The sequence below is a fragment of the Thioalkalivibrio sp. AKL9 genome (assembly GCF_000377825.1).
Taxonomy (GTDB): domain Bacteria; phylum Pseudomonadota; class Gammaproteobacteria; order Ectothiorhodospirales; family Ectothiorhodospiraceae; genus Thioalkalivibrio; species Thioalkalivibrio versutus.
In genome coordinates, this window is the sequence record NZ_KB905108.1 from 173,863 (window position 1) to 187,296 (window position 13,434).

A 13,434-nucleotide genomic window follows, 5' to 3' on the forward strand; every position below is an offset into this window, starting at 1 on the left:
GTACGTTTAGGTTCTTATATTCTGACCCAGTTGCGAGGGCCTTCCCTCGCGAGCAAGAGAGGCATGCCGTGAGCAACGAAACGGTTGAAGACGAAATGTACGTCGAAGACGGTTTGATGTCCCAGGACGAAGACATCGAGCGGGCCTCGCGCTCGCTCAAGGCCATGTCCCACCCGCTGCGTCTGAAGATCCTCTGCATTCTCGGCGATCGCGAAATCAGCGTACAGGAAATCGTCGATCAGGTCGGGACGTCGCAGAGCAACATCTCGCAGCATCTCGGCATCCTGCGCGACAAGGGCATCCTCGCCACGCGCAAGGACGCCAACCGGGTCTACTACCGGGTGGGGGACTCCCGGACCCTGCGCCTGATCGGTATGATGCAGGACGTTTTCTGCAGTTCCTGACACCCACCCCTCCGATCCGGTCTCCCGAATGCTTGAACGCCTGCCCGAATTTCTCGCCAACCACCCCATCCTGACCGGCGCCCTGCTGGCGGTGATCGGGATGATCCTGTTCGTCGAACTGCGACGCCTGAACCGCAAGTATCGCTCGCTCTCGCCGGTCGAGGCGGTGCGCGTGATCAACCAGGACGACGCCCTGGTGCTGGATGTGCGCGAGGACAACGAAGTCGCCTCCGGGCGCATCGGCGGCGCCAAGCATATCCCGCTCGGCAGCCTGAAAAAGCGCATGGGCGACATCGAGAAATACAAGGACAAACCGGTAGTGGTGTACTGCCGCAGCGGCAACCGCTCCGCCAGCGCCGCGCAGCAACTGACCGCGGCCGGGTTCGAGGACGTAGTCAACCTGCAGGGCGGCATCCAGGCCTGGCAATCGGCCAACATGCCCATCAAGAAGAAGTAATGCAGTTCGAGGTCTACTCCAGCGGGCGCTGTCCATTCTGCCTGCTCGCGCGGCGCCTGCTCAATCAGCGTGGCTACCCGTTCGCGGAGTACGCCGTCGACCGCGAACCCGGTCTGCGCGCGGAGATGGAACAGCGCGCCGCCGGCCGCAGCTCGGTCCCGCAGATCTTTCTCGGCGACACACACATCGGCGGCTTCGACGAACTGCAGGCGATGGACAGTAACGGCCAACTGGCGCGCCTGGCCAGCGAGGCCGGCCTCGAAGCCCCGACCGACAACGCCTCCGGATAAACACGCGCCGCCGCCGGCAACGGGCGGCAAACGGGATCGCCCTGGCGACCCCGAAAAACACCGCTCATCCCCCTTACAATGCCCCGATTCCAGACGACTGCGAGACAACATCATGGCTGAAGAGAAGAATTCCCCGAAGAGCGGCAACGGCGCGGCCCAGGCCGAACAGAGTGACCGGCCCGACTTCTCCATCCAGAAGGTCTTCATCAAGGACCTGTCCTTCGAGGCGCCGGAATCCCCCGAGGTATTCATGCGCGAGTGGAAGGGCGAGACCAACATCCAGCTGAACACCAACGCACGTCCGATCGACGAGGCCGCCGGCGCCTTCGAGGTGGAACTGGGCCTGACCGTGACCACCGAATCCGACGGCAAGACCGCCTATCTGGTCGAAATCAAGCAGGCCGGCGTGTTCATTCTGCGCAATTTTGCCGAGGATCAGCGCAACCACCTGCTGGGTGCCTACTGCCCCAACGTGCTGTTCCCGTTCGCCCGCGAAACGGTGGCCGACCTGGTACTGAAGGGCGGCTTCCCGCAGCTCCTGCTACAGCCGGTCAACTTCGAGTCGCTGTATGCCCAGCACCTGCAGGAACAGAAGCAACAGGCCGGCGGGGAACAGGCCGAGCCCACGCAACAGGCCTGACGCGAGGCGCAACCGATGCGTATCGCGGTCCTCGGAGGCGGCTGCTGGGGCACGGCGCTGGCGGTGCATGCGGCCCGCCTGCATGCCGACGTCGCCCTGTGGGTGCGCAATGACGCCACGGGTGAGCAACTGGAACGCGAGCGCGAGAACGCCCGCTACCTTCCCGGCCTGCGCCTCCCGGACAACCTGCGCATCAGCGCCGACCCTGCGACCATCGAGGGCCGCGAGCTGGTCCTGATCGCAGTCCCCTCCGGCGCCTTCCGCGAAACCCTGCGCTGGATCGCCCCGCGCCTCGCACGCGACCAGGTGGTCGCCTGGGCCACCAAGGGCCTGGAGACGGCAACCGGGGCCTGGCTGCACGAGATTGCCGAACAGGAACTGGGGCCCGAGCGCCCGCCCGCTCTGATCTCCGGCCCATCCTTCGCCGCCGAGGTGGCGCAGGAGCAGCCGACCGCGCTGTCCGTGGCCTCCAGCGACGAGGGCCACATGGATTGCCTGGTTGCGGCCCTGCACGGGCGCTCGCTGCGCCTGTACCGCAATACGGACGTGATCGGCGTGGAACTGGGCGGCGCGCTGAAGAACGTGCTCGCGGTCGCCACCGGTATTGCCGACGGCGCCGGGTTCGGGGCCAATGCGCGCGCCGCCTTGATGACCCGCGGGCTGGCCGAGATCCAGCGCTTCGGCGCGGCGGTCGGCGCACGCCCGACCACCCTCACCGGCCTCTCCGGACTGGGGGACATGATCCTCACCTGCACCGACAACCAGTCGCGCAACCGGCGCCTGGGCCGGATGCTGGGCGAAGGCCTAGATCTCGACACCGCCCGCGCGCGGGTGGGACAGTCGGTGGAGGGCGTAGAGACCGCCCGGGTCGCCGTCGCGCGGGCGAAGGCACTGGAAGTGGACATGCCGATCTGCGCCGAGGTGCACGCGGTGCTCTACCAGGGCCGCCCGGTGCACGACACTGTGCGCCGGCTGCTGGAACGCGACGCCACCCGCGAAGAGGACTGACCCGCGTCCGCAAAAGCCCCGCGCGACACCCGCACAATCGCCCGTACGCTCCGGTCGGACTACCGTGGCCCTCACACGCGAACGCAACGGAGAACCGCATGAGCAAGGCCTGGAAGGAACTGGACCTGGAAGGTGGCGGCCTGCAGGCGGTCAACGCCCGCCTCGCTCGCGAGATGCGCACCCGCCCTGCGGCCTACGCTGCGTGGATCCTGTTCCCGCTCGGGCTGCATCGCTTCTACCTGCACGAGCCGCTGGGCGGCGCCGGCTTCCTGGCACTCAGTGCGGCCACCCTGGCCCTCGCCGGATTTGGCCCCGCCGCCTGGTGGTTGCTACCGCTGATTATTGGCGTGTCATGGGCGCTGGTGGACCTGTGGTGGATCGACCGTCGGGTGACCGACTACAACAAGGAGCTACGCAAGCAGCTCTTCCTGCGCAAGGGCCACAAGCCACCGCAGGACTACCGTGGCCGCTACACCAGCGACGAAGACGCCCGCCGCGAACTGGACGAATACCAGCAGATCAAGGAAGCCGAAAAGCCCGGGCAATCAGGCCTGGCCGGTCGCAACGACCCGGCCCGCGACGCCGGCGGCAAGCGCCGCATGCCCAGCTTCAACGAACAGGAAGCCATGCTGCGCCAGATGCGCAAGGACAAAAACAAAGGCGACGGGAACAACTGACCGCCGCCTTCACAAGTTCACCGAGGTTGCGCCGCCCCCGGTTGCGGCCACGCCCGACAGCATGGCCCGTGGCGCTCAGTTCTCGCCGGGGCGCCACACGCCACTGGCATCCTGCGGCGGCGGGGCGGTCTGCTTGCGGCTCTCGACGTCCACGAACACCGACTCGGTAAATTCGGAGAGCTGCTTGAGGTACTCCTTGCGCTCGTTCACCGACTCCGGCATCTGCGCGACCATGAACCCGGTGATCGCGCTCAGGTACTGCACGGCCACGATGGGTTGCTGCGCCTTCGGGTCCACCTCGGTCAGCAGATCCTGGACCTTCTGAATCAACTCGCCGGACAACTGCAGGGTATCGCTCATGGGGTTCCTCTCGCGGTTCGTGAAATCGTTGCGCACAGGCTACGGCAAGCCCCGCCACCCCGAAAGTGAACGCAAGATGCGCGGGCCTTTCCCTCCCTGGTGTGTTCAACACGAAGCGCGCGAAGGCTCGAAGAAGGTAAGTTCAAGAGCGATTTGAACCACAGAGGGCACGGAGAGAATCAGGGTTGAAGGGCAAGGCGGATCGAACGGCGCCTTCGCCACCCAGGCGTTACCGCGTTCCTTTCTTTCCTCCGTGCCTTCTGTGGTGCAAAGGCTTTTGACCTTCTTCGTGTGCTTCGTGGTGGAAAACTGGGACCGTCAGGAGCGACGAGGGTCGTCGTCTTCGTCACGGGCCTCGGGGGCATCGTCGTCCATATCAAAGTCCTCGTGGACGCGATCCGGCGGAATGGTCCACGGCTCGCTGGGGGCGACCGTATGCTCGCCCGGGCGTGGGGCATAGCGCTCGTCTTCCAGGGCGCGCATCAGGCCCACCACCATCATCAGCATCACCAGCGAGAACGGCAGCGCGGCCAGGATGACTGCATTCTGCAAGACCTCCAGCCCGCCGGCCAGCAGTAGCACGCCGGTCACCAGACCGATCATCGCACCCCACAGGATCAGGTGGATCGCCCGATGTTCAGTGGAGCCATGGGCCAGAAGGGTGTTGATGACCACGATGCCGGCATTGGCCGAGGTCAGCAGGTAGGTCGCGATCAGCACCGTAATCAGGACGGCCCCGCTCTTCGCGATCAACCAGGGTTCCAGGGTCTCCATGGTGGCGAAGGTTGCCATGGTCAGGTCCTCCGCCACCTGATCGGCAATGTTCGCGATGCCCTCAACCTCGGCGTGCAGGGCCGTACCGCCCAGCAGCGCGAGCCAGAAGAAGGTGATCAGGGTCGGCACCAGCAGCACACCCATCACGAACTCGCGCAGGGTGCGCCCGCGCGAGATGCGCGCGATGAACAGCCCGACGAACGGCGCCCAGGCCAGCCACCAGCCCCAGTAGAAGACCGTCCAGTCGGAGTGCCACTCGTCCAGGTGGTGCGCATGGGTGTACAGCGACAGCCCCAGCAGGTTCTGCATGTAACTGCCACTGGACTGCACCACCAAGGCCAGCAAGTACTGGGTTGGACCCCATACCAGCAGGAGTCCAAGCAGAGCGACACTAAGCCACAGGTTGGCCTGGCTGACCCGCTGCACCCCGGCCTGCATCCCGGCCACCACCGACACGATCGCGGTCACCGTCAGCAGCGCCGTCAGCAGCAGGAGACCGCGATCCCCTTCCAGCGAGAGGCCCACGGTATGCGCCAACCCGGCCTCCAGCTGCTGGATACCCAGCCCCAGAGTCGTTGCGATCCCGAAGACCGTGGCCACGATGGCGAGCAGATCCACCAGATCGCCCGGCCAGGTATGACTGTACTTGCCGATCAGCGGGTGCAGGGCCGAGCGCAGCGCCAGCGGCTGGCCCTTGCGGAAGCTGAAATAGGCCAGGATCAGTGCCAGCAGCGCGAACACACCCCAGGCATTCAGCCCCCAGTGGAAATACGTCAGCACCATCGACATGTCGGCGGCGGCCGCCTGGTTGCCGTTCTCGGCCAGAAACGGGTTGCCGCCGTAATGCGACAGCGGCTCGGCCACCGCCCAGAACAGCAGGCCGACGCCCATGCCGGCGGCGAACAGCATCGACAGCCAGGACAGCGTGGTGAACTCCGGGACCTCGTCGTCGCGCCCCAGGCGCACGTCCTTGTAGCGCCCGACCCCGAGCCAGATCACCATGACCAGGAAGAAGGCCATGATCACCACGTAGTACCACTCCAGCAGCGGCGTCACGAAGGCGCGCGCATCCCCCACCACTGCGCCCAGCTGCTCGGTTCGATAAACCCCCAGCAGGGCGATGATCACCACAAGCATCAGCGCCAGCGGCGCAACACGCGGGTTCAGCCCCTTGAACGGGCCGCGGGTGGCAACGTTGTACATCTCGCGTCCTTTCGCTTGCGCGATGGATGTATTTCAGGACCGGACCTTTGCCGATCCAGGCCGGCAGATCAAGGGCCGGTGGCGCCCGCCGGTTGTACGCGGATGCCCATGCGGAAATCCTGAATGACCTGATGCACGAACGCCAGCTTGGCGATCGCGGTAGCGGTCAGCACGAAGGGGTAGACATGCGAGTGACCCATGCTGCGATTCAGGCTGTTCAGGGCGCTGACCAGCGGCAGCCAATGCTCCAGAAGCAAATCGAAGTCCACCGTGGCATAGGCATCAAAAGCCGGCAGATTCCCCTGCGCGCCCAGCCGCGCCGACGGCCCGGCGACGGGTTCGATGTCCATGTTGTAGGCGGAGGCCGTGTCCAGCGTATCCACGATGTGCATATAGTGGGCCCAGGTCTCGGCCCAGTCTTCCCAGGGGTGGGAGCTGGCATAGGCGGACACGAACGAGGCCTGCCAATCCGCCGGCGGACCACCGGTGTAATGGCGCCGCAGGGCCTCGTCGTAGTCCGCACGCTCGTCGCCGAAGCGCTCGCGAAAATCGGTATGCCAGTGGCTACCGCGAATCAATCGATCCCAGTAGTAGTGCGCGGACTCATGGCGAAAGTGGCCGAGAATGGTGCGATAGGGTTCGGCCATCGCCTCGCGCATGCGCTCGCGCACCGCGGGATCGGCCTCGGCGATATTGATGGTAATGAGCCCATGCGAATGGCCGGTGACCACGCCCCCGCCCTCGCGGAACTCCGGGGCCGGATCGGCCAGGAAATCAAACGCAATCCCCCCAGGATCGCTTTTCCGCGGCACCACCGGCAGGCCCAGGCGCAACAGGCCATATACCAGGCGTCGCTTCTCGGCCTCCAGACGCTCCCACAGCCGCGCATTGCCCGGCACACTGAGGTCCGGGATGGTGCGATTCAGGCGGCAGGCGCGACAGAACGGCTCGGCTTCTTCATGTGGCACCATCCAGTTGCACACCGCGTCTACCGCATAGTGCCGGCACTGGCGATAAAACAGCCCGTCCGGCTCGTCCGCCACCCGCCACAGGCCACCGGGGATCGGGCGCCCACGGGCGCCCACGGCCTCCCCCGCCGGCACCAGGGCGGAGACCTCCAGGCGGTCCGGCAGGAATCCCAGCCGGTGGCCGCAGCGGGTACAGAAGGTGTTGTCGAAATACACCCCCTGCCCACAGACCTCGCACTCGAATAACTGCATCGCGCTCCCCGTTGGCTGGCCTGCCGAGGATGTCCAGGCGGCAGGCATGCCTTCAGACTACGCCGATCCCGTGGCGCCGTCGCGGCGGCACGCACCACCGCAGACGGCAGTCAGTCCCCCTGTACGCCGGACAAAAGCCCGTCCACTCGCTCCAGCACCAGTGGATGGGACAGGATGCCGGCGTGCGTGGTCGCCACCCCGAAGACCGAGGCCGCCTCGCGCTGCGCAGGCGGGTGCAGCATGCTGGCGAGAGTGACCACCCCGTCCGCAGTGGCGCGCGCGCCTCCCTCCCCGCGCTGGTAGCCAAACAGCAGGTGCAGCTCGGTCACCTCCGTGTTGGCATCCGCGAACAGGCCTTCCAGGTAATCGCTGCCCGGGGCCATGTCGCGCCATACCGGAATGACCACCGGCGAACGATCGACACCCTGCTGGGCGCGTTCGTGTCCGGCCCAGGGGGTGGACAGGGTGATCATCGCCGGCACGGTCGCCGCCGCCTCGCGCCGGGCGCGCTCGTTCAGGAAGCCGCGCGCGATCAGCCCGCCCATGCTGTGTGCCACCACCGGCAGTGACTCGACGCCGTGGCGCACCTCCAGCTCCTCGACCACCTGTTCCAGGTGCGCCGCGGCCGACTGCAGTGGCAGCCCGGAGGCGTAATAGTAGAACCACGGCTGGTAACGCTCTCGGTCAAGCCCCTCCAGCAGCCCGGCGAAGTCCCGCGGCGAGCCGTTCATCCCGTGCACGAACAGCACGGGCGTCCGAGCGGGATCGTATGGCTCAAGAAAGTACACCCCGGCATACCCCGCCAGCACGAAATCCAGGGGGCGCCACTGGCTGCCCCGCGCCACCTCGTTCGCGAAACGCGGATCCTCCAGATGGGCGATCTCGCCGTAGGCCGTCACCCGGCCCAGGCTCAGCGGCGCCGCGCCGTCCCCAGGACCCCGTGTATCCGGCAGGCGAATGGCGTGCGCCAGGCGATCATTCCCGTTCACGCGGATATCGATCCCGGTCAGCCGACCGCCAGGACCACAATCCAGCGAATCGCCGCCCGCGACGTGCTGGACCGGTGCGCCGGCCGGATGCGTGCGATCACCATCCTCGTCGCGGAAGGCCAGCACGCTGTAACGACCAGGCTCCAGGGCAAAGAACCAGCTCCCGCCGCGCGCGCTCACCACGTGGTCCGCCGGTTCGGGCACAACGGCGCCGGCGACCGGCTCGCGGAACACCGCCACCACATAGGGCCCGGTCCGTTCCGACCCATCCGCCCCTTCGTTCGATCCTACCGTACCGCTGATCACACAGGCCCCGCCCATCCGCGCCAGCTGCTCGCGCGCATCCAGCAGCGAACACCCCACCAGTCCCATCACCACCGCCAGGACCGCATACACCCGCAACACACCCATTCCGAACATCCCTATCCGACAGCTCCCAGACCCCGAGTGTAGCGAGCCGGCAATCGTGGCGCTGCCTGGTGCCCACCTACCGCAACATCCGCCCCCCTGCCGCAAGATCTTGGAAGCCACCCCCACGTGAACCAGCCAGACTTACAGGCAAAAGCCGCTCCGGACGGACACCCGCCCGGTCAGCCACACCACGACACGCCCACCCGGAGCGCGCCGGGTGAAGCCATGACCCACAGGAGGTGCACCATGTTCAAACGCGATATCCCACCCACCGCGGCCATACCCCGCCTTGCCTCTGCCGCCGCCCTCGCGCTGGTCGCCGCCTGGACGGTCGCGACGGCGGACCAGGGCCCGGCCTTCATCCACGAACCCGATTCCCCCGATCTCGAATGGGGCCCGTGCCCGGACTTCATGCCGGATGGCTGCCGGCTCGCCGTGCTGCAAGGTGACCCGGCGCAGCCCAATGCCGACGTCTTCTTCCTCCTCCCCGGCAACAGCACCGCGCCCCACCACTGGCACACCAGCGCCGAACGCATGGTGCTCGTCAGCGGCGAGATGCAGGTCGACTACGACGACCAGGACCCGGTCGTGCTCCGACCCGGCACCTATGCCTACGGACCGGCCCGGCTGGCACATACCACCCATTGCACATCGGACGAGGACTGCATCCTGTTCATCGCCTTCGAGGAACCGGTGGACGCCCACGCCAGCCACGACGACTGACCCCGTCACGGTCCAATCACCACCGCCGGATGCGGCCGCCCGCGGCTGCTCCCGGACCCAAAAAAGGCCCGCACGGGGCGGGCCTTGTTGGATCGGAACAGCGACAACCCGGTCAGGCAGCAGCGGCAGCCCGGGTAAAGGCAAGCTGGTCGCCAGCCAGGTCCACCTCGATGGTATCGCCGGGGCCGAATTCGCCGGACAGCAACGACTGGGCCAGCGGGTTTTCCATCTGCGTCTGGATGGCCCGCTTGAGTGGACGCGCGCCGTACACCGGGTCGAAACCGGCGGCGCCCAGGTGATCCAGCGCGGCGTCGGTGATGGTGAGCCCCAGATCGCGCTCCTCCAGACGCTTGCGCAGGAACTGCAGCTGGATGCCGGCAATCGCCCGGATCTGCTCGCGCTCCAGCGGGTGGAACACCACCACATCATCCACGCGGTTGATGAACTCGGGGCGGAAGTGCTGCCCGACGATCTCCATCACCGCGGCCTTCATTGCGTCGTAGTTCGCCTCGCCGGCCATCTCCTGGATCTGCTGCGAGCCGAGGTTGGAAGTCATCACGATCACCGTGTTGCGGAAGTCCACGGTGCGCCCATGACCGTCCGTCAGACGACCATCATCCAGCACCTGCAGCAGCACGTTGAAGACATCCGGATGCGCCTTCTCGACCTCGTCCAGCAGGATCACGGAGTACGGCTTGCGGCGCACGGCCTCGGTCAGGTAGCCGCCCTCCTCGTAGCCGACATAGCCCGGCGGCGCCCCGATCAACCGCGCCACCGAGTGCTTCTCCATGAACTCGGACATGTCGATGCGCACCATGGACTCTTCGGTGTCGAACAGGAATGACGCCAGCGCCTTGGTCAGTTCGGTCTTGCCGACCCCGGTCGGGCCGAGGAACAGGAACGAGCCGTTCGGCCGATTCGGATCGGACAGGCCCGCCCGCGAACGGCGGATGGCGTTGGCCACCGCGCGCACGGCTTCCGTCTGGCCGACCACGCGATCACCCACGGCCTCTTCCATGCGCAGCAGCTTGTCCTTCTCGCCCTCCAGCATCTTGGAGACCGGGATGCCGGTCCAGCGCGCAACCACCTCGGCGACCTCCTCGTCGGTCACCTTGGTGCGCAGCAACTGGGTCTCCTGGCTCTCCATCTCGTGGGCCATGGCGAGGGACTTCTCCAGATCCGGGATGCGCCCGTACTGCAACTCGGACATGCGCGACAGGTCGCCGGCACGGCGGGCGGTCTCCAGCTCGGTACGTGCGCGCTCGAGCTCTTCCTTCAATTGTGCGGCGCCGGAAACCGAGGCCTTCTCGGACTTCCACACCTCTTCCAGATCGGAGAGCTCGCGCCCCAGGCGATCGATCTCGCCCTCCAGGGTATCCAGCCGCTTCTTCGAGGCGTCGTCGGATTCCTTCTTTAGGGCCTCGCGTTCGATCTTCAGCTGAATCAGGCGCCGTTCCAGGCGATCCATGACCTCGGGCTTGGAGTCGATCTCCATGCGGATCCGCGAGCTGGCCTCGTCGATCAGGTCGATCGCCTTGTCCGGCAGCTGGCGATCGGTGATGTAACGCTGCGACAGCTGCGCCGCGGCGACGATCGCCGGGTCGGTGATCTCGATCCCGTGGTGGACCTCGTAGCGCTCCTTCAGACCGCGCAGGATAGCGATGGTGTCTTCCAGCGTGGGCTCGTCGACCACCACCTTCTGGAAACGGCGTTCCAGCGCGGCGTCCTTCTCGATGTTCTGGCGGTATTCGTCCAGCGTGGTCGCGCCGATGCAGTGCAGCTCGCCGCGCGCCAGCGCCGGCTTGAGCATGTTGCCGGCGTCCATTGCGCCCTCGGCCTTGCCGGCGCCCACCAGGGTATGGATCTCGTCGATGAACAGGATCACGCGACCCTCTTCCTGCGAAAGCTCCTTGAGCACGGACTTCAGCCGCTCTTCGAAATCGCCGCGGTACTTGGCCCCGGCCAGCAAGGCGCCCAGATCCAGCGCAAGCACGCGCTTGTCCTTCAGGCCCTCGGGCACCTCGCCGTTGATGATGCGCTGGGCCAGGCCCTCGACAATCGCGGTCTTGCCGACCCCGGGCTCGCCGATCAGCACCGGGTTGTTCTTGGTGCGCCGCTGCAGGACCTGGATCGAACGGCGAATCTCCTCGTCACGCCCGATCACCGGATCGAGCTTGCCCTGCTCGGCGCGCTCGGTGAGGTCGATGGTGTACTTGTCCAGCGCCTGGCGGTTCTCCTCGGCGTTCGGGTCGTCCACCTGGGCACCGCCGCGCATGTCTTCCACGGCCTTCTCCAGGGAGTCCTTGTTGGCGCCGGCGTTGCGCAGCATTTCGCCCACACCGGCCTTCTCGGCGATCGCCGCGAGCAGGAACAGCTCGCTGGGGATGTACTGGTCCTTGCGCTCCTGGGCAAGCTTGTCGCAGACATTCAGCATGCGCCCCAGGTCATTGGATACATGCACCTCGCCCGCGGCACCCTCTACCCTGGGCAGGCGGTCCAGCGCCTCGCCCAGCGCCGAGCGCAGCTGGCGCACGTTGGCGCCGGCGCGGTCGAGCACGTGGCGGATGGTACCGCCCTCCTGGTCCAGCAAGGCCAGCAGGAGGTGGGCCGGTTCGATGAACTGGTGATCGCGGCCTACCGCGAGCGATTGTGCATCCGCGATGGCGGACTGGAACTTGGTCGTCAGGCGATCCATTCGCATTGGGAAACCCCTCGGTCAAATCTGGGTGAACTGACACCAATGATGGGGACAATCCCCCGACCTTCAAGGATAGACGGACGCAACCGCCCGTATCAGACAAACGCCAACACCGTCACGCACGAACGTCGGGGCGGCGCGCGGAGGTTGCCACGGCCCCTGCGGGGCCTCAATGGGATGGACGCCCCCGCCCTATTACGGCATCGCGATGTGCCAGAGTGGGGGTGATCACTCTCACTCGAAGAAGACGGAGGCGTCCGGATGCAGGTTACAACACTCGGCATTGATCTCGCGAAGAACGTGTTCCAGGTCCACGGCGTGGATGCGCAGGGACGGCAGGTGTTTTCGAAAACGCTGCGGCGCAGCCAGTTGCGCAACTTCGTAGCCCAGCTGCCGGCCTGCCGGATCGGGTTGGAGGCCTGCGGGAGTGCCCATTACTGGGCGCGTGAGTTGCAGGCGTTGGGGCACGAGGTACGGCTGATGGCGCCGCAGTTCGTGAAGCCCTACGTGAAGACGAACAAGAACGACCGGGCGGACGCCGAGGCGATCTGCGAGGCGGTGACCCGCCCGAACATGCGTTTTGTGCCGATCAAGACGCCCGACCAGCAGGCGGTACTGGCGCTGCACCGGGTGCGCGAGGGCCAGATCAAGGCGCGCACCGCGCAGGCCAACCAGGTGCGCGGGCTGCTGGCCGAGTTCGGGATCGTGGTGCCCCAGGGGATGACGACCCTGTTCCGCGAGCTCCCGGGGATCCTGGAGGATGCGGAGAACGGCTTGCCGGATCTGTTCCGCACGCTGCTGGCCGACCGGCTGGAGGAGTTGCGGCGACTGGACCAGGCCGTGAAGGAACAGGAGCGCCAGATCCAGGCCTGGCATCGAAGTCATGCGGTCAGCCGGCGCCTGGCCGAGATCCCGGGGATCGGACCGATCAGCGCGACCGCCCTGGTCGCCGCGATCGGCCATGCCCGGCACTTCAAGAACGGTCGCCAACTGGCCGCCTGGATGGGTCTGGTGCCCAAGCAGCACTCCAGTGGCGGCCAGTCGAACCTGCTGGGTATCAGCAAACGCGGCGACCGCTACCTGCGCATGCTGCTGATCCACGGGGCGCGGTCCGCCCTGCTGGCGGATCAGCGCCGCGGCGAGGGCGGCGACCCCTGGCTCGAAGGGTTGCGCCAGCGGCGCTGTCCCAACGTGGCGACCGTGGCCCTGGCCAACAAGAATGCCCGCACGGTCTGGGCCCTGATGGCCCATGACCGGACGTTTGACCCCGGCCTGCGCGGCGCCGCCGCGTAAGCCCGCAAAAACGGAGAAGCGAACGCGTTATTACGTACCCAACCCTCGATTGCGCAAGCGATTGAGCATGATGGCAACGGGAGCGATCCCGGTGGGGGCCAGTCCGATCATTGCGAAGCACCTCGAGTGCGCGACCTCGCTGGGACCCTCCACCCGCGGAATCCATCCGGGACCGTGGCGAATGAAAGCCGCACACGCAGTCCGAATGTACGGGAGCAATCGTCGCCCCGAAACCATCTACTCAAACGCTTGGCAAACCGGGGGCGTCCATGTACGCAATGACGGGG

Annotated in this window: 13 protein-coding genes; 8 read left to right on the forward strand and 5 right to left on the reverse strand. The window is 66.5% G+C overall.

Features of this window, described 5'->3' with window-relative positions; all coding sequences use genetic code 11:
• Positions 1-68: 68 nt before the first annotated feature.
• The 6 genes from D573_RS0107615 to D573_RS0107640 all read left to right on the forward strand — a co-directional run bounded on the left by D573_RS0107615 (position 69) and on the right by D573_RS0107640 (position 3,476).
• On the forward strand, positions 69-404 hold the full coding sequence (locus D573_RS0107615) for a helix-turn-helix transcriptional regulator (protein WP_026182005.1): 336 nt from the start codon (positions 69-71) through the stop codon (positions 402-404).
• 28 nt (positions 405-432) lie between these two features.
• Positions 433-861 carry a rhodanese-like domain-containing protein gene (locus tag D573_RS0107620; RefSeq protein ID WP_018144124.1) on the forward strand — a complete coding sequence of 143 codons (429 nt, stop codon included), beginning with the start codon at positions 433-435 and terminating at the stop codon, positions 859-861.
• Positions 861-1,151 carry a glutaredoxin 3 gene (gene grxC / locus D573_RS0107625; protein WP_018938373.1) on the forward strand — a complete coding sequence of 97 codons (291 nt, stop codon included), beginning with the start codon at positions 861-863 and terminating at the stop codon, positions 1,149-1,151. The genes D573_RS0107620 and grxC overlap by 1 nt, the downstream gene beginning before the upstream one ends.
• 112 nt (positions 1,152-1,263) lie before the next feature.
• Complete coding sequence (gene secB / locus D573_RS0107630) at positions 1,264-1,791, forward strand: protein-export chaperone SecB (RefSeq protein WP_018938372.1); 528 nt, start codon at positions 1,264-1,266, stop codon at positions 1,789-1,791.
• Positions 1,792-1,806: 15 nt separating this feature from the next.
• The gene (locus D573_RS0107635; protein ID WP_018938371.1) at positions 1,807-2,799 is read left to right on the forward strand and encodes an NAD(P)H-dependent glycerol-3-phosphate dehydrogenase; all 993 of its coding nucleotides are present in this window, start codon (positions 1,807-1,809) and stop codon (positions 2,797-2,799) included.
• Between the two features lie 98 nt (positions 2,800-2,897).
• On the forward strand, positions 2,898-3,476 hold the full coding sequence (locus tag D573_RS0107640) for a hypothetical protein (RefSeq protein WP_018168091.1): 579 nt from the start codon (positions 2,898-2,900) through the stop codon (positions 3,474-3,476).
• Positions 3,477-3,551: 75 nt separating this feature from the next.
• Here D573_RS0107640 and D573_RS0107645 read toward each other — a convergent pair whose 3' ends face one another.
• From D573_RS0107645 to D573_RS0107660, 4 genes are all read right to left on the reverse strand, one after another.
• Positions 3,552-3,836, reverse strand: a complete 285-nt coding sequence (locus D573_RS0107645; protein WP_018168090.1) for a hypothetical protein — start codon at positions 3,834-3,836, stop codon at positions 3,552-3,554.
• Positions 3,837-4,154: 318 nt separating this feature from the next.
• Complete coding sequence (locus tag D573_RS0107650) at positions 4,155-5,813, reverse strand: BCCT family transporter (protein WP_018938370.1); 1,659 nt, start codon at positions 5,811-5,813, stop codon at positions 4,155-4,157.
• Between the two features lie 68 nt (positions 5,814-5,881).
• Positions 5,882-7,033 carry a putative zinc-binding metallopeptidase gene (locus tag D573_RS0107655; RefSeq protein ID WP_018938369.1) on the reverse strand — a complete coding sequence of 384 codons (1,152 nt, stop codon included), beginning with the start codon at positions 7,031-7,033 and terminating at the stop codon, positions 5,882-5,884.
• Between the two features lie 110 nt (positions 7,034-7,143).
• The gene (locus D573_RS0107660) at positions 7,144-8,433 is read right to left on the reverse strand and encodes an alpha/beta hydrolase (RefSeq protein WP_018938368.1); all 1,290 of its coding nucleotides are present in this window, start codon (positions 8,431-8,433) and stop codon (positions 7,144-7,146) included.
• 246 nt (positions 8,434-8,679) lie between these two features.
• Between D573_RS0107660 and D573_RS0107665 the strand changes: the two genes are divergently transcribed.
• Complete coding sequence (locus tag D573_RS0107665) at positions 8,680-9,156, forward strand: cupin domain-containing protein (RefSeq protein ID WP_018938367.1); 477 nt, start codon at positions 8,680-8,682, stop codon at positions 9,154-9,156.
• 112 nt (positions 9,157-9,268) lie between these two features.
• Here the strand turns inward: D573_RS0107665 and clpB are convergent, their stop codons facing one another.
• Positions 9,269-11,851: an ATP-dependent chaperone ClpB gene (clpB, locus tag D573_RS0107670; RefSeq protein ID WP_018175810.1), complete on the reverse strand. Its 2,583-nt coding sequence runs from the start codon at positions 11,849-11,851 to the stop codon at positions 9,269-9,271.
• A gap of 264 nt (positions 11,852-12,115) precedes the next feature.
• On the opposite strand from clpB, the gene D573_RS0107675 reads away from it, so the two are divergent.
• A complete protein-coding gene (locus D573_RS0107675) occupies positions 12,116-13,147 on the forward strand; it encodes an IS110 family transposase (protein WP_018937517.1) in 1,032 nt (343 codons plus the stop codon).
• Positions 13,148-13,434 lie beyond the last annotated feature (287 nt).